Source organism: Glycomyces endophyticus (assembly GCF_039531525.1).
Lineage (GTDB): Bacteria > Actinomycetota > Actinomycetes > Mycobacteriales > Micromonosporaceae > Glycomyces > Glycomyces endophyticus.
The window spans coordinates 652,523-667,566 of sequence record NZ_BAAAQF010000005.1; the positions used below are offsets into that span (position 1 = coordinate 652,523).

A 15,044-nucleotide genomic window follows, 5' to 3' on the forward strand; every position below is an offset into this window, starting at 1 on the left:
ATAAGGTCTACCGTCCGGAGGTCGGCTCAGCATGGACCCACTCCGCAGCGCCGAATGGTACGAGGGCACCGACCGCAACGCCTACATCCACCGCGCCTGGATGCGCCGGGGCCTGCCCGACAGCGCCTTCCGCGGCCGCCCCCAGATCGCCATCGCCAACACCGCCTCCGAGCTCGTGCCGTGCAACGCCCACCTCGACGAGGTCGCCCAGTCGGTCAAGCACGGCGTCTACGAAGCCGGCGGCATCCCCCTGAACCTCCCCGTCACCGCCCCCGGCGAGACCCTCGTCAAACCCACGGCCATGCTGTGGCGCAACATGACCGCGATGGCCGCCGAGGAGATGCTGCGCGCCAATCCCGTCGACGGCGTCGTCCTCCTCGGCGGCTGCGACAAGACCATCCCCGCCCTGCTCATGGCCGCCGCCTCCGTCGACCTCCCCGCGGTCGTCGTCCCCGGCGGCCCGATGCTCACCGGCACCTTCCGCGGCGAGGCCCTCGGCTGCGGCACCGACGTGTGGCGCCTCTCCGAGGAGGTCAGGGCCGGCACCCTCAGCGAGACCGACTTCCTCAAGTCCGAGTCCGCGACCATCCGCTCGAAAGGGCACTGCAACACCATGGGCACGGCCTCCACCATGGCGCTCGTCGCCGAGGCCCTCGGCATGGTCCCGCCCGGACTGGCCGGCACCCCCGCCCCCGACGCGCGCCTCCTCGAAGCCGCCCACGCCACCGGCGCGCTCGCCGTCGACCTCGTCGCCGCCGACCGCCGCCCCTCGACCTTCCTCACCAAGGCCGCCTTCCACAACGCGATCGTCGCGCTCGCGGCCATCGGCGGCTCCACCAACGCGGTCGTCCACCTCCTCGCCATCGCCGGGCGCCTCGGCATCGACCTCACCGTCGACGACTTCGACCGCATCGGCGCCGACGTGCCCCTCCTGGTGAACCTCCGGCCCGCCGGCAGGTACCTCATGGACGACCTCCACCGCGCGGGCGGCTTCGCGGCCGTCCTCCGCGAGGTCCGCGACCTCCTCGACCCGGACGCGCTCACCGTCACCGGGAAACCGCTCGTGTCCTACCTGGACGACGCGCGGATCTGGGACGAGGACGTCATCGCCCCGCGCTCGCGGCCGCTCCAGGACGCGGCCGGCATCACCGTGCTGCGCGGCGACCTGGCCCCCGGCGGCGCGATCATCAAACCGGCGGCCGCCTCCCCGCACCTGCTCCAGCACCGCGGACGCGCCCTCGTGTTCGACTCGATCGAGGACTTCCGCGACCGCGTCGACGACCCGGACCTCGACGTCGACGCCGGCTCCGTGCTCATCCTCCGCGGCTGCGGCCCCAGGGGCTACCCGGGCATGCCCGAGGTCGCGAACCTGCCGCTGCCGAAGAAGCTGCTCGCCCAAGGCGTCCGCGACATGGTCCGCATCTGCGACGGCCGCATGAGCGGGACCGCGTACGGGACCGTCGTCCTGCACGTCACCCCCGAGGCCGCCGCGGGCGGACCGCTCGCACTGGTCCGCACCGGCGACGTCGTGATCCTCGACGTCCCGAACCGTCGCCTCGACCTCGACGTGCCCGCCGGCGACTTCGCTTCGCGGACGCCCGGTCGAGCCACGACGGACGGCTACGCGAAGCCCGTCCGCGGCTGGGAGCGCCTCTACGTCGACCACGTGACCCAGGCCGACACCGGCGCCGACCTCGACTTCCTGCAGGGGTCGAGCGGCGCGGAGGTGCACCGCGAGTCCCACTGACCCCCGCGCTCCCGAACCGTTCCGCCTGCGGGGCATACGATGCGAGCATGACCACCGAACGTGACGAACTGCTGGGCGCCCTGCGGGAGGCGACCGACCGGCTCGCGGCCGCCATTGCGCGGCTCGCCGAGGACGAGGTGCGCGGGCCCTCGCTCCTGCCGGGATGGACGCGCGGGCACCTCATCACCCACGTCGCCCGGAACGCCGACGCCCTGCGGAACCTGCTGACCTGGGCCCGCACTGGCGTCGTGACCCCGGCCTACGCCGGACCGGAGGAACGGGAGGCGGAGATCCAGGCGGGCGCCGCGCGCACCGGGCCCGCGCTCCGCGACGACGTGCGCGAGAGCGCCGACGTGTTCGCCGCCGAGGCCGCGTCACTGCCCGCCGCCGCCTGGGACGCCGAGGTGTCGGTGCTGGACGGTCCGCTGTTCCCGGCCCGGCTCCTCCTGCCCCGCCGCCTGACCGAGGTCGAGCTGCACCACACCGACCTCGGCGTCGGGTACCGGTCGGACGACTGGACGCCGGAGTTCACCGGCCTCGACCTGCCGGAGCCGATGCGGGCGTGGCGCGAGGAGCGCCGGGCCTGGTGACCGGTCCGGCCGCCGGTGCGGCGGTCAGGCGGTCGCCGCGCCCCGCTCGGGCAGGACCCAGCCCGCGCGCGGGAAGTGGCAGGTGTACCCGTTCGGGTAGTTGACCAGGTAGTCCTGGTGCTCGGGCTCGGCCTCCCAGAACGGCCCGGCGGACTCGATCGTGGTGACGGCCTTCCCCGGCCACAGGCCGGACGCGTCGACGTCGGCGATCGTGTCGCGCGCGACCCGCTCCTGCTCGGGGCTGAGCGGGAAGATCGCCGACCGGTAGCTGGTGCCGACGTCGTTGCCCTGGCGGTTCACCGTGGTCGGGTCGTGGATCTGGAAGAAGAACGCCAGGACGTCGCGGTAGGTCGTGGCCGCGGGGTCGTAGACGATCTCGATCGCCTCGGCGTGCCCGGGATGACTGCGGTAGGTGGCGTGCGCGTTCGTCCCGCCCGTGTACCCGACCCGCGTCTCGAGCACCCCCGGCTGCCTGCGGATGAGGTCCTCCATCCCCCAGAAGCAGCCGCCGGCCAGCACGGCCGTCTCGGTGCCGGGCCTGCGGGTGACCGCTCCCGTGTCGTTGATTCCACTGGTCATGATCCGTGCTCCTCTGTCGTCGGGCCGAACGGCGGCCCTCCCGCGCCGCTGGGTGCGGTGCCTCCAAGTCCAACCACCGAACCGCCGCGCTTGGTCCTCGACCGGGGCGACTGTGACGGCAATCTCCAGTCCCGCGCGGAACGGCCGGCCGGTGTCGGTCCCCCGTGGGAGGGTCGGAGCGGCGCATCCGACTGCGAAGGAGCCGAGCATGACCGCGACGATGCCGCACGGAGCCCCCGCCTGGGCCGATTCGGTCACCGAGGACTTCGAGCGCGACCTGGCCTGCTACACCGCGGTGTTCGGCTGGAGCCCGCTCGGCTTCGGCGCCGAGGTGGAGCACTACGTCGACTTCCACGTCGGCGCGCCCGGCGACGGCGGTCTGGCCGTCGCCGGACTCGTGGGCTCGGCGCCCGGGTTCCTCCCCGGCGTGCCCAGCCGCTGGACGGTCTACTTCCGGGTGCCCGACTGCGGCGCGGCGGTCGCCCGCGCGACCGCGCTCGGCGCCGGCGTGGTCATCGGGGCCGCCCCGGTCGGCGAGGACCTGGTGTACGCGCTGCTCGACGACCCGTCGGGCGCCCACTTCGGCCTCTTCGAGATCCGCTCGGACGGCGCCGGGTTCCAGACGTCGGGCGGAACCGGCGCACCGGTCCGGTTCACGTTCGGCGCCGCCGACCTCGCCGCGTCCGTCGACTTCTACCGGCGGCTGTTCGACTGGACGGTCACCGGCGATGAGGCCCAGGCGGCCTTGACCGCCGCGGGGGCCGAGGCCCCGTTCGGTGACATGCGCGCCGGTGCCCCGGCCACCGGCTGGGTCGCCTACTACGGCGTGGACTCGGTCGAGGAGGCCGTCGCGCGCGCGAACCAGCACGGCGGCGCGCTGGTGCACGGGCCCTCCTCCGCCGACGGCCGCCTCAGCGCCGAGCTCGCCGCGCCCTCCGGCGCGCGCTTCGGCATCGCCGGACCGCCGACCGCCGGGCCGTAGCCTCGTCCTCCGGCATGACCACGCCCGGCGCTGTCGTCACCGCGACACGTCTGCGCCCGTTCGGAGTTCGAGGAACGCCGCGATGCGGGGGATCACCGCGTCGGGGCAGTCCTCCTGGAGGGCGTGCCCGCAGCCGGGGAGGATCTCCGCGCGGGCGTCGGGGATCCGCTCGGCCAGGCCCTCGGCCTGTGCGGACGGGAGCCACTCGTCCTCGGCGCCCCAGAGGACCAGGGTCGGCGCGGCGACCTCGCCGAGCCGCGCGTGGGTCTGGTCGTAGTCGAGGCCGCGGGTGAGGGCCACGAACGCATCGCGCTGCGCCGGTGCGGAGAACCAGGCCCAGCCCTCGTCGACCATCGCGTCGGTGACGAGCTCGTCGTGGCTGAAGGCGCTGCGGAGGCTGTCGGCGTACATGCCCTCGGTGGTGAGGTTCGCGGCGGCGTCGCCGACGACGGGGACCTTGAACAGCTCGGTCTGCCGCGCCCGCTCCGCGTCCAGGCCGGGGGAGTCGAGCAGGACCAGGGCGTCGACCCGCTCCGGCCGGGTCTCGGCGAAGTAGAGGCTCCAGGCCCCGCCCCACGAGTGCCCGACCAGCGAGGCCCCGTCGAGGCCGACGGCGTCGTAGAACGCCCCGATCGCGCCGGCCATCGCATCGAGGTCGTAGGCGAATTCCTCGTCCAGGACTTCCGTGTACCCCTGGCCGGGCATGTCGACGGCGTAGACGGTGTGGCTCGCGGCGAGCGCGGGGATCGTGTCGTGCCAGGAGCGCAGCCACATGGCCCCGCCCGCGATGAGCACGACCGGGGGTCCTTCGCCGGTGACGGTGTAGTGGAAGCGGGCGGTGGAGGTCTCCGCGTACCGCGACTCGATATCCTCCATATAGGACGAATCGAAGTCCGATGTCGCCGGGGTCCAGGCGTAGGCGGCGAACAGCAGGGCGGCGGTCAGCACCGCCAGGGAGGCGGCGCTCGCGATGAGCGCGCGGGTGGATCGTCTCTTGCACATGCGAAGGCTCTCCTACAGATGTAGAAATATGTTCTACAAACGTAGAGAATCCTGCTCCGGGCGTCCAGTCCCATGGCAGACTTGCGACCATGCCCACAGACCGCCGCGCCCAGCTGCTCGACACCGCGATCGCCGTGATCGCCGACCAGGGCCTCCGCGGACTCACCCACCGCGCGGTCCAGGACGCGGCGGGGCTGCCGCACGGCTCGGTGACGTACTACTTCAAGACCCGCGAGCAGCTCGTCCTCGCGGTCGTCGATCGCATCGTCGAGGTCGACGGCGAGCGCGCCCGCCCCGCCGTGCGCCAGGCCCTCAAACTGCTCGCCGCCCGCGAGCAGACCGACCTCGCCGAACTCGCCGCCCTGCTCCGCACCTGGTGGACCGACAGCCGCGAACTGCTGCTGGCGCGCTACGAACTCGACCTCGCCGGCGCCCGCGACGCCGCCGTCCGCGACGCGATGGCGCGGTGCGGCAGCGAGTTCCGCGACCTCGCCGAACTCGTCGCCGCGCAGGCCGGCGCGCCCGACCCCGGCTTCGACGCCGAGGTCGTCACTGCACTGCTCGATGGCCTCATGTTCGAGTTCACGACCCGCGGCCGCCTCACCGACGAGCACCTGCGCGAAGGCGTGCGCCGCGCGCTCGGCGCACGGCCGGAGTGAACGGCGCCCGGCTCCCCGCGCGCCGGGGCGATGCTCCTCCCCGCCGCCGCGGTCTAGGCTCTCCTGATGCCTGAGCTCCTGCGCATCGACGCCTCCTACGCGCCGAACGGTTCCGTGTCACGCGAGCTGACCGGCGTCTTCGCGAAGGCATGGCGCGACCGCGGCAGCGAGTACACCCTCGTCGAGCGCGACCTGCGAACCGACCCGGTGCCGCACTTCGCGCACCCGGCCCTCCACTGGCACCCGCCGCTCGGTGAGGCCCCGCCGGCCGACGACGCCCTCCGCGAAGCGGCCCGCGTGCAGCGGTCCCTCGTGGACGAACTCCTAGCCGCCGACGTGCTGCTCATCGGCGCGCCCATGTACAACTACTCGCCGCCCTCGACGCTGCGGGCCTGGCTCGACCACGTGCACGTCAGGGGCCTCACCTCTGCGGCCGAGCGGGACACCCGGCCGCTGCGCGGCCGCGCCGCCGTCATCGTCGCCACCCGCGGCACCGTGCACGGCCCCGGCACCGCGAACGAGCACCGCGACCACGCGATCCCGCCGCTCCGGCTGATCCTCGGCGAGGAGTTCGGCATGGAGGTCACCGTCGTCGCCGTGAACCGGACCCTGTCCGCGTCCCTCCCGGCCCTGGCGGACGAGCGGCCGGCGTTCGAGGAGGAGCGCCGCACCGCTGCGGCACACCTCATCGAACTCGCGCGGACCGTCACTCGGCATGCGCCGCAGGACGACCGGCCCGACACGGATTGAACCGCGCAGCGGTCCGCCGAGCGGCCGCGAATCGAGGGCGGTCGGCACGCAACCCGACACGTCCCCGCATCCGTAGAAACGGGGACAGCCACGCGACGGAAGGCCCCCATGACCCCACACCAGGAACGCGAGTTCCGCGAATACGTGCAGGCGCGTCGGCCCGCCCTGCTCCGAACGGCCTACCTCATGTGCGGCGACTGGCACCGGGCGGAGGACGCGGTGCAGAGCTCCATGATCAAGCTCTACGCGGCGTGGTCGAAGACCAAACTTGAGACGGCCGACGCCTACACGCGGCGGATCGTCACCAACGCCGTGATCGACCAGTACCGCCGCGGCTGGTTCCGGCGCGAGCGCTCCTACGCGGAGCTGCCCGAAGGCGCCGCCGACGCGGACGGCCCCGAGGAGCGCCTCGCCGCCGTCGCCGCGCTCGCCAAGCTGCCGCCGAGGCAGCGGGCGACCCTGGTCCTCCGCTTCTGGGAGGACCTGCCGGTCGACGAGACCGCGCGGATCATGCGCTGCTCGACCGGCACCGTGAAGAGCCAGACCGCGCGGGGGCTGCAGACGCTGCGCGACCTGCTCGAGAAGTCGGACCTCGCAGACCAAGGAGCCCGATCATGAACCCAGACGACATGCGCCGGCTGTTCGACCACGCGCTCGACGGCGCCACCCCGGTCCCCGCCTCGAGCACCGACGAGACGGTGGCCGCGGGCAAGCGCCTCGTGCGGCGCCGACGCGCGGCGACCGGAGCCGGAGCCGCGGCGGCGATCGCCGCACTGGCCGCGGCCGCCGCGACCCCCCTGGCGCTCCCGGACCGGACCCAGTCGACCGATCCCGCAGGGCCGGAAGCCTACTCGTGCGAAGCGTACGGTGACCAGAGCGACGCCCAGACCGCCGTCGGCTCGATGTACGACCAGGCGGTCGACACGGCGATGGCGGCGATCGGTGCGACCCTCGTCAGCTATTGCGGCGAGGACGAGTCCGAGCACGGCGGCTTCTACTTCGACGCCGAAGCCGACGGCTACCGCTACCAGGCACTCGCGTTCTTCGACTCCGAGGAGCAGGCGATCCTGCGCGTGGACGTCCTGGAGCCGAACGCCGTCGCCGCCCCGCTGCGCATGGAGAACCTCGCCGGCTGCGGCGGCCCCGACGTGGGCTGCGCCTGGGAGGAGGCGGCCGTGCCGCTGCTGGTCGTCCAGAAGACCCGGACGGCGGCCGCGGACGACGCCGAAGGCGACCAGGTCCCGGTGCTCGGGGCCCTCGCCGAACTCGAAGACGGCGTCATCGTCCACATCGAACTCGAAGAGGCGTACGGCACCGGCGCGCTCAGCACCACGACCGAGCAGCTCGCCGAGGTCGCGCTCGCCATCCCGGTCGGCCAGGACCCCCCGGACTCCGAAGGCGCCGGCGGTTACACGCTCCCCGCCGACGCCGATCTCGTCCAGGCCTTCGTCGACGGCATCGCGGAGCAGTACCCCGGCGCCGAGGTCGCCGCGGCCTCCGAGATCGCGTTCACTGCCCAGGAGGAGACCGAGGCCTACGCCGAGGGCTACCACTACGGCAACGACGGCACCAGGGTCGCCTACGCCGACGCCACGGTCGACGGCGAGCGGGTCAGGTTCTTCCTGCAGCTGACGCCGATCGACGCCCCCGAGGACGGCGGCGCCACGCAGGAGCCCGCGGAGCACTACGCCAACTGCCTCCAGTTCGAGTGCGAGTACACCCAACTGGACGCCTCGACCGGCCTGGTGCACCGCGACTCGGTGACCGTCCGGCCGGGCCCGACCTCGATCGAGCACCGTGCGGCCGACGGCTGGGTCGTCGGGGTGGGCGCCGAATCGCGGGGCTCGACCGAGGCCCCGTCGATCGACTTCGACGCGCTCGACGCGATCGTGCACACCGTCCGCTGAGCCGCGACTCGCGCGGCCGATCCCGGGATCGGCCGCGCGAGCGCCATGACCTCCCTCCCCCCGATCCCGGGCGTGCCGGGGCCGAGGACGCGAGTGCCCTAGGGTTCGGGCATGACGCACCCGTACCTCGCCGAGCTGTTCTCCCTTGAAGGCCGCACCGCGGTGGTGACCGGAGGCAGCTCCGGCATCGGCCGGGCCATCGCCACGGCACTGGCACGGGCGGGGGCGAGCACCGTGGTCGTGGCGAGAACGGAAGCGGCACTGGCCGACACCGTCGACGCTCTGACGGCCCATGGATGCCGGGCGGGCATGGTAAGCGCCGACCTGAGCACCCGCGCCGACGTGCGCGCCGCGGCCGAGGAAGCGGCCGCCGTCTTCGGGGAGCCCGACATCCTCGTCAACGCCGCGGGGATCAACCTCCGCCCGCCGATGGGGGAGATCGGCGAAGCGGTCTGGGACGCCACGATGGCCCTGAACCTCGAAGCGCCGTACCTCCTGGGGCAGCGCTTCGGACCCGGCATGGCCGCGCGCGGATTCGGCCGGATCATCCACATCAGCTCCCAGCAGGCCCACCGGGCGTTCGTCCAGAGCGGCGCCTACGGCGTCTCCAAAGGCGCACTCGAATCACTGGCCCGGTCGCAGGCCGAGGCCTGGTCGCCGCACGGCGTCACCTGCAACACCCTGGTGCCCGGGTTCGTGATGACACCGCTCAACCAGCGGCTGGCCGCCGACCCCGAGACGACCGCGGCGCTGGCCGCGCGCACGATGACCGGCCGCAACGGCCTGGCCGAGGACTTCGCCGGGGCCGCGGTGCTCCTGGCGAGCCGCGCCTCGGACTACCTCACCGGACAGGCGATCTTCATCGACGGCGGCCTGTCGGTCCACTGACGAAACGGAGCGGGGTTCAGCGGGACGTCTTGGGCCCCAACGCCTTCGTGACGCCCAGCAGCACGACCACGGCGAGCGCGGCGGCACCGCCGAGCGTCATCACGGTCGAGACGGTGGAGCGGTCGAGCACCGCCCCTCCGACCAGTGCCCCGATCGAGATGGTGGCCTGGAACGACGCGGTGAACAGCACCGTCGCCGCCTCTGGGGTCAGCGGCGCCGCCTTGGCGAACCAGACCTGGGAGCAGACCGGGATGCCGCCGTAGGCGATCCCCCACACGACGAGCAGCGCGACGGCGCCCGGGAGCGTGTGCCCCAGGTGCGGCAGCAGCAGCGTCCCGGCGGCGATCATCGCCGCAGCGGCCGCGAACGTCGCGCGCGGGTATTGGTTGACGGTTGCGCCGCAGACGAGACTGCCGGCGATGCCGGCTGCGCCGTAGACGACCAGGACCGCGGTGACGGCCCCGGCGTCGGCGCCGGTCACCCGCTCCAGGAACGGGGTGATGTAGGTGTAGGCGCCGAAGTGGGCGAGGACGATCAGGAAGGTCAAGGCGAGCGCGAGCAGCGTGCCCCGCCGGCGCAGCGCGCGACCGAGGACCGCGAGGCGGGTCGGCCGCTGCGCCGGGAGCGGCGGCAGCGTCAGGACCAGCGCGGCGAGGACCGCGGCGCTCAGGACCGCCAGGGCCGTGAACGCGGTGCGCCATCCCGCGACGTCGCCGATGAGCGTGCCGACCGGCACGCCGAGCACCGAGCCGAGCGGGACCGCCGAGAAGATGACCGCGGTCGCCCGGCCGGCGGACGCGGCGGGCACGAGCCGGCCCGCGAGCCCCGCGCCGACCGACCAGAACCCGCCGATGACGATGCCGACCAGCACGCGCGACGCGAGCAGTGTCCAGTAGTCGGCGGCGATCGCGGCGATCAGGTTCGCTGCGGTGAGCACGAGCATGAGGGCGCAGAGGACGACCCGCCGGTCGACCCGGGCGGTCGCGGCGGTGACCAGCGGCGCGGCGACGGCCGCGAGGAGACCGGGCATGGTCATCATGAGTCCGGCCGTGCCGTCGGAGAGCGCGAAGCCGGACCCGATCGCGGTCAGCAGGCCGATCGGCAGGATCTCGGTGGTGACGATCGTGAAGATGCCCATCATCACGGCGACCACGGCCGGCCAGGCGCGGCGCTCCGCATCGACGTCGGTCGGTCTCGGTGCCAGGGAGGTTCGCATGCTCGGGTGTGTCCTGTCCGGTGCTGGGTCGGGTTGCAGCCCAACTTCACCAGCCGCCGCGCCCGAACGCTGGCCGCGATGCGACGTCAACGACGCACGGCCGTGCGACCCGGAACGGCGCCGCGTGAACCCGGCCCCGCTGCTGCCCGCAGTGCTCCCGTCCTACCGCCGACGCTCGGCATGGCGGGCCACCCGCGCCCGGTTGCCGCACGAGGCCTTGCACCACTGCTGGCGGCCGTGGTCCTGGACGAAGTAGCGGACGCAGCGCGGCGCCTGGCACGACCGCAGCCGCGGCGCGAGCGGGCCGGTGAGGAAGTCCAGCACCGCGAGCGCGAGCGTGCCCTCGACGAGGACCTCGCCTGTCGCCGCGGTCGTCAGGCCCCGCTCCACGCCGTCGTCGCCCACGGTCACAGTCCACTGTGGTTCGAGTGCGTTGACGGCCGCCGCGAGGCACTCCCCGGCCTCGTCGTCGCTCATCCGCCGCTGCCGCTCGACGCGGCTCGCCGGGTGCGGGGCGACCGCCGCCGCGAACGCCGAACGCGCCGCGAACCTGATGGCCCGCAACCGCTCCGCCTCCTTCTGGGTGCGCGGAGGCAGCGCGGGGAAGTGCTCGGCGAGCCAGGCGTCGACGCCCGCGTCCTCGGCGAACCGGTCGGCGACGCCGCCGTGGCCGTCGTGCGCGATCGTGCCCGCGAGCGCGAGCGCCAGCTCGCCGTCGGCGCCGTTCGGGAGCACCCGCATCACCCCTACTAATGCTTAAAACAGATTTAGTGTTAGCTTAGCAGGCATGAGCCTGACCCTCCTGCACCTCAGCGACCCCCACCTCGACGGCGGCGACACCCGAGCCCACCGCCTCCGGTCCGCACTCGACCTCATGCCCGCCTCGAGGCGGCCCGACGCCGTCGTGATCACCGGCGACGTCGCCGACCACGGCACCGAGCCCGAGTACGCCCAGTTCCGCCGCATCATGGCCGACCGCGGCCCCTGGATCGCCGCCCCCGGCAACCACGACGACCCCGCCCGCCTCGGCGACGACGGACCCGTCACCAGCCTCGACCTGGAGGGCCTGCGCGTCATCGCCCTCGACGTCACCGTCCCCGGCCAGGACCACGGCCGCCTTCGCCCCGAGGTCGCCGACCTCGCGGTCGAGCACGCCGCCGGCGCCCGGGCCACCGTCCTCGCCTTCCACCAGCCGCCACTCGCACTGGGCCACAGCTACATCGACTCCATGCGGCTCCGCAACCCCGACGCGGTCGAAGCGCTCATCGCCCGCATCGGCACCGTCGCGGCCGTCCTCTGCGGACACGCCCACACCCCCGGCGCCGCCGTCTTCGCCGGAGTCCCGCTCCTGCTCGCGCCCGGGATCGCCTCGGCCCTGCGCCCCGACCCCGACCACCGGCCCCTCACGAACAGCGACGTCCCGCCCGGCGCGGCCCTCCACCGCTTCGACGGCCCCGCGGTCACCACGACGTTCCACTTCGCCGCCTAGCCCGCACCGATGTCCTACGCGCTCCCCGCCTTCGCGCTGGCGGTCCTGCCGATCGTGCTCACACCCGGCGCGAGCTTCACCCTCATGGCCGCCCACGCCCTCCGCGACGACCGCGGCGCCGTCCCCCGCATCGCCGCGGGCACCGCGCTCGGCATCCTCAGCCACGCCGTCCTGGCGGCCGTCGGGCTGTCGGCCGTCGTCATGCAGTCGGCCCAGGTCTACCGCGCCGTCCAGCTCGCCGGGGCGCTCTACCTCATCGGCCTCGGCGTGCTCATGCTCTTCCAGAATCGCACGGCTGCAACCAAAACGGCCGCGCCGCCGCCTCCGGCGCAGCGCCTGCGGCTGCACACCGCGTTCCTCGCGAACCTGCTCAACCCCAAGGCCGCCGCCGTGTACCTGACGCTGATGCCGCAGTTCCTCACGCCCGGCGACCTCACGATCCCCAACGCCCTCGCCCTCGCCGGCGTCCACGCCGCCCTCACCGCCGTCTGGCTCCTCGCCGGCGCCGCAGCGTTGCGCACCCTCCGCGCCCGGCGCCTGCCGATCCCGCGCCGGGCACTCGCCGCCGTCGCCGGAGCCGTCCTCATAGGACTTGGCCTGCGAACCCTCCTCGCCGCCCGCCCCGCCTGAAGCCGGCCGGTCACCGATGCGGCGTCCCGCGCGTCACAGCCCCAAGATTCGGCTCCTAACGCCCCTCCGGCCAGACCACGGCCTGCGCCACGATGACGTTCTCCCCGTTGAAGGTGACGGCAGGGCCCTCGTGCAGCTCGTATCCGAGCGCGAGCGCCTCGCTCACACGGCGGCAGAACCGCTCGTCGTCAGGGCCGGTCAGGACTCGGTAGACGGGCAGTCCGTCAGGTGGCGTGCTCATGAGGCCAAGGATCGCAGACCTCTCCGGACGACCGCCCCCCGCGGCGTCGCCCGGTGATCGTGGGCGTGCGTCGCGCGGGCGACCCGCTCGATCGGGTCGAGCGCCTTCGCGCCGCCGTCGACCGATCTCTGCACGCGGGCTTGGGCAGTGGGCCGGCCAGGCTCACACTTCGGCGGGCACACCCGCGCCGTGAGCCTGCACCACTTGCCATCTGCCGTCCAGGAACAGCCAGGTGCGGGTGTAGACCATCTCCGCCGCGAACGGCTCCCCGCCGGCGAGGCCGGCGATCTTGACCCGCGTCCTGGTGACCCCCGCCTGACCGAACTGGCGGGCGGTGCTCCGGAGCTGCTCCAGGCTCGTAAGCCGAAGCTGCCCCGAGGCGTGGGACTCCAGGTCCTGCGCCTTGCCGTACTCGGCACCGTCGGGGGCGACGTATACGACGTCCGGGTGCAGCAGCGCCTCCAGCGCACCGACGTCACTCGCCAACTGCGCGCGTTGCAATGCGGCCTCGGCCGCGGACAATGAGTCTTCTACAGGTTCAGTCATCGCCGTCCATCATTCCACGCGACCCCGGTGGAACACCGCCGGACCGAACACACCCCCAAGGGCCGCTTCAGAAGCGCTCGACGAGATGCTCCCGGCCCGGAGGGGGTTCGTACGCCTCGGGCCAGAAGTCGACGATCTGCACGATGCTCCCGGACTCGTCGAAGTCGAGCCAGACGCAGGCGTCCTGACGCTGGTCGCCGGTCCGCGACTCCACCCAGGCCGCGGCGTGCCGCCCCTCGGTGACCACCCGCCGCGTCGTCAGACGCCAGGCGCCCGGGTACTCCTGGTTGAACCGGACGAACCGCTCGCGCCCCACGATCCGCTCCCGGGTCTGGGGCATCTCGTACACCACGTCCTCGGCCAGCAGCCGGCGCAGCGCCTCCCAGTCCCGCCCGTCCAGGCTGGCGAAGTACCTGGCGGCGACGCTCTCCGGCTCAGTCATCCCGCCATCGTAGCCATTCGACGCTCAAAACGAGTGCGATCGCACGTTGTGCGCACGGTTCCCGTTGGCGGACAATGAGTCGTGGACTCGCTGCTGTTTCTGATCCTGGCCCTCGCCCATGCCGCGCTCCTGCTCTGGGGCGTGCGGCTCGTCAACCGGTCGGGATGGCGGGTCGCCGTGCTGCCGGTGCTCGTGGTCGCGGCCCTGGTGTACGACAACGGCGTGATCGCCGCGGGTCGGCTGATCGGCGCGGGCCCGGTGCTGGAGGGGCTGAACGCGGGCCGGTTCTGGCTGCACGCCCTGGTGACCCCGCTCCTGGTGCTCTGGTCCTGGGACGCCGTGCGCCGCACCGGTGCACCGTGGGCCGCCCGTGCGTGGGCAAGATGGACCGCAATCGCTGTCGCGGCAGCCCTCGTGGTCGTCGAACTGGCCACGGTGACCGCCGCACTGGAGTTGCAGGTCCGCGACGAGTACGGGGCGCTGAGCTACGCCTCCGACCACGCCGGCGGCCCGCCGCCCATGGTCCTCACTGTCGCCGCGGTCCTCGTCGCGGCCGGTGTGGTCGTATGGCGGCGCCAGGGCTGGCCTTGGCTGTTCGTGAGCGCGGCCCTCATGACCCTCGGCTCAGGTGTCCCGAACCCCTTCCCCAGCGGCGCCGCCACCAACCTCTTCGAGGTCCTGCTCCTCACGGGCATCCTGGCGACCATCGCACGCCAGGACGCGACCGAACGGCACCCGGCCTCCTCACCCCAACGCTGAACGCTGCAACATCACGCCGAACACTAGGGTGAGGCGATGAGCGATGCAGTGCCGGCGTGGGCGCACGAGCGCGCCGAAGTCCTTCCGTATGACCCTCATTGGGCGGCACGGGCATCGAAAGAGCGCGAGCAGTTGACCGATCTGCTCGGCCCCTGGCTGGTCGGCCCCGTCGAACACGTCGGATCGACCGCGGTCCGCGGGCTCGCCGCCAAACCCATCATCGACCTGGCTGCGAGCGTGGACGATCTCGACGCGGTCGCTGCACGGAACGTGCAGGACCTTGCAGCGAACGGCTGGCATTACGTGCCGCCGGAACTCGACGGTCGCCCCTGGCGGCGCTTCTTCGTCAAGCCGGACGCCTCCGGGCGTTATCGCGAGGCCCACCTGCACCTCATCGAAACCGGACACCCCCGCTGGAACGCGCAGATCGCCTTCCGCGACGCGCTCCGCAGCGACGACGAGGTCGCCCGACGCTACGAGGACCTGAAACACGAACTGTCCCACCGACACGGCGACGACCGCGAGGCGTACACCCACGGCAAGGCCGCATTCGTCGCCGGCGTGCTCAGCGACTCAGCACACCCCGACCCGACCGACTGAGGTGCGTTCGCAGCGGC

At 73.1% G+C, this 15,044-nt stretch carries 19 protein-coding genes; 12 read left to right on the plus strand and 7 right to left on the minus strand.

What is annotated here, in order from left to right; genetic code table 11:
• Positions 1 to 31: 31 nt before the first annotated feature.
• Both ABD419_RS09735 and ABD419_RS09740 read left to right on the plus strand, forming a co-directional pair.
• Positions 32 to 1,747, plus strand: a complete 1,716-nt coding sequence (locus tag ABD419_RS09735) for an IlvD/Edd family dehydratase (protein WP_344485118.1) — start codon at positions 32 to 34, stop codon at positions 1,745 to 1,747.
• A 47-nt stretch (positions 1,748 to 1,794) separates the two neighbouring features.
• Positions 1,795 to 2,337, plus strand: a complete 543-nt coding sequence (locus ABD419_RS09740; protein WP_344485121.1) for a maleylpyruvate isomerase N-terminal domain-containing protein — start codon at positions 1,795 to 1,797, stop codon at positions 2,335 to 2,337.
• Positions 2,338 to 2,361: 24 nt separating this feature from the next.
• Here ABD419_RS09740 and msrA read toward each other — a convergent pair whose 3' ends face one another.
• Positions 2,362 to 2,916 carry a peptide-methionine (S)-S-oxide reductase MsrA gene (msrA, locus tag ABD419_RS09745; RefSeq protein WP_344485124.1) on the minus strand — a complete coding sequence of 185 codons (555 nt, stop codon included), beginning with the start codon at positions 2,914 to 2,916 and terminating at the stop codon, positions 2,362 to 2,364.
• 208 nt (positions 2,917 to 3,124) lie between these two features.
• On the opposite strand from msrA, the gene ABD419_RS09750 reads away from it, so the two are divergent.
• Entirely contained in the window at positions 3,125 to 3,898 is a 774-nt protein-coding gene (locus ABD419_RS09750) for a VOC family protein (protein ID WP_344485127.1), read from the plus strand.
• Positions 3,899 to 3,934: 36 nt separating this feature from the next.
• Here the strand turns inward: ABD419_RS09750 and ABD419_RS09755 are convergent, their stop codons facing one another.
• Complete coding sequence (locus ABD419_RS09755) at positions 3,935 to 4,900, minus strand: alpha/beta fold hydrolase (RefSeq protein ID WP_344485130.1); 966 nt, start codon at positions 4,898 to 4,900, stop codon at positions 3,935 to 3,937.
• An 89-nt stretch (positions 4,901 to 4,989) separates the two neighbouring features.
• Here ABD419_RS09755 and ABD419_RS09760 point away from each other — a divergent pair, with 89 nt between their 5' ends.
• The 5 genes from ABD419_RS09760 to ABD419_RS09780 all read left to right on the plus strand — a co-directional run bounded on the left by ABD419_RS09760 (position 4,990) and on the right by ABD419_RS09780 (position 9,104).
• Positions 4,990 to 5,559 (plus strand): TetR/AcrR family transcriptional regulator, encoded by a 570-nt coding sequence (locus ABD419_RS09760; RefSeq protein ID WP_344485133.1) that lies wholly within the window; start codon positions 4,990 to 4,992, stop codon positions 5,557 to 5,559.
• A gap of 66 nt (positions 5,560 to 5,625) precedes the next feature.
• Positions 5,626 to 6,309, plus strand: coding sequence for an FMN-dependent NADH-azoreductase (locus ABD419_RS09765; protein ID WP_344485135.1), 684 nt, complete (start codon positions 5,626 to 5,628; stop codon positions 6,307 to 6,309).
• Between the two features lie 108 nt (positions 6,310 to 6,417).
• The gene (locus ABD419_RS09770; protein ID WP_344485137.1) at positions 6,418 to 6,927 is read left to right on the plus strand and encodes a SigE family RNA polymerase sigma factor; all 510 of its coding nucleotides are present in this window, start codon (positions 6,418 to 6,420) and stop codon (positions 6,925 to 6,927) included.
• Positions 6,924 to 8,216, plus strand: a complete 1,293-nt coding sequence (locus ABD419_RS09775) for a hypothetical protein (RefSeq protein WP_344485140.1) — start codon at positions 6,924 to 6,926, stop codon at positions 8,214 to 8,216. The genes ABD419_RS09770 and ABD419_RS09775 overlap by 4 nt, the downstream gene beginning before the upstream one ends.
• A 111-nt stretch (positions 8,217 to 8,327) precedes the next feature.
• The gene (locus tag ABD419_RS09780) at positions 8,328 to 9,104 is read left to right on the plus strand and encodes an SDR family NAD(P)-dependent oxidoreductase (RefSeq protein WP_344485142.1); all 777 of its coding nucleotides are present in this window, start codon (positions 8,328 to 8,330) and stop codon (positions 9,102 to 9,104) included.
• Between the two features lie 16 nt (positions 9,105 to 9,120).
• Here the strand turns inward: ABD419_RS09780 and ABD419_RS09785 are convergent, their stop codons facing one another.
• Both ABD419_RS09785 and ABD419_RS09790 read right to left on the minus strand, forming a co-directional pair.
• The gene (locus ABD419_RS09785) at positions 9,121 to 10,320 is read right to left on the minus strand and encodes an MFS transporter (protein ID WP_344485144.1); all 1,200 of its coding nucleotides are present in this window, start codon (positions 10,318 to 10,320) and stop codon (positions 9,121 to 9,123) included.
• A gap of 162 nt (positions 10,321 to 10,482) precedes the next feature.
• Positions 10,483 to 11,061, minus strand: a complete 579-nt coding sequence (locus ABD419_RS09790) for a CGNR zinc finger domain-containing protein (RefSeq protein ID WP_344485146.1) — start codon at positions 11,059 to 11,061, stop codon at positions 10,483 to 10,485.
• A 46-nt stretch (positions 11,062 to 11,107) separates the two neighbouring features.
• Between ABD419_RS09790 and ABD419_RS09795 the strand changes: the two genes are divergently transcribed.
• Together ABD419_RS09795 and ABD419_RS09800 are read left to right on the plus strand one after the other, a co-directional pair.
• On the plus strand, positions 11,108 to 11,809 hold the full coding sequence (locus ABD419_RS09795; RefSeq protein ID WP_344485149.1) for a metallophosphoesterase: 702 nt from the start codon (positions 11,108 to 11,110) through the stop codon (positions 11,807 to 11,809).
• A gap of 9 nt (positions 11,810 to 11,818) precedes the next feature.
• Positions 11,819 to 12,439 carry a LysE family translocator gene (locus tag ABD419_RS09800; RefSeq protein WP_344485151.1) on the plus strand — a complete coding sequence of 207 codons (621 nt, stop codon included), beginning with the start codon at positions 11,819 to 11,821 and terminating at the stop codon, positions 12,437 to 12,439.
• 55 nt (positions 12,440 to 12,494) lie between these two features.
• On the opposite strand, the gene ABD419_RS09805 is transcribed toward ABD419_RS09800, so the two are convergent.
• The 3 genes from ABD419_RS09805 to ABD419_RS09815 all read right to left on the minus strand — a co-directional run bounded on the left by ABD419_RS09805 (position 12,495) and on the right by ABD419_RS09815 (position 13,668).
• The gene (locus ABD419_RS09805) at positions 12,495 to 12,680 is read right to left on the minus strand and encodes a DUF1737 domain-containing protein (RefSeq protein ID WP_344485154.1); all 186 of its coding nucleotides are present in this window, start codon (positions 12,678 to 12,680) and stop codon (positions 12,495 to 12,497) included.
• Positions 12,681 to 12,842: 162 nt separating this feature from the next.
• Positions 12,843 to 13,226, minus strand: a complete 384-nt coding sequence (locus ABD419_RS09810; RefSeq protein WP_344485157.1) for a nuclear transport factor 2 family protein — start codon at positions 13,224 to 13,226, stop codon at positions 12,843 to 12,845.
• Positions 13,227 to 13,293: 67 nt separating this feature from the next.
• Complete coding sequence (locus ABD419_RS09815) at positions 13,294 to 13,668, minus strand: nuclear transport factor 2 family protein (RefSeq protein ID WP_344485159.1); 375 nt, start codon at positions 13,666 to 13,668, stop codon at positions 13,294 to 13,296.
• A gap of 81 nt (positions 13,669 to 13,749) precedes the next feature.
• Between ABD419_RS09815 and ABD419_RS09820 the strand changes: the two genes are divergently transcribed.
• Together ABD419_RS09820 and ABD419_RS09825 are read left to right on the plus strand one after the other, a co-directional pair.
• A complete protein-coding gene (locus ABD419_RS09820; protein WP_344485161.1) occupies positions 13,750 to 14,427 on the plus strand; it encodes a hypothetical protein in 678 nt (225 codons plus the stop codon).
• 36 nt (positions 14,428 to 14,463) lie between these two features.
• Positions 14,464 to 15,027, plus strand: a complete 564-nt coding sequence (locus ABD419_RS09825) for a GrpB family protein (RefSeq protein ID WP_344485163.1) — start codon at positions 14,464 to 14,466, stop codon at positions 15,025 to 15,027.
• Positions 15,028 to 15,044: the final 17 nt, after the last annotated feature.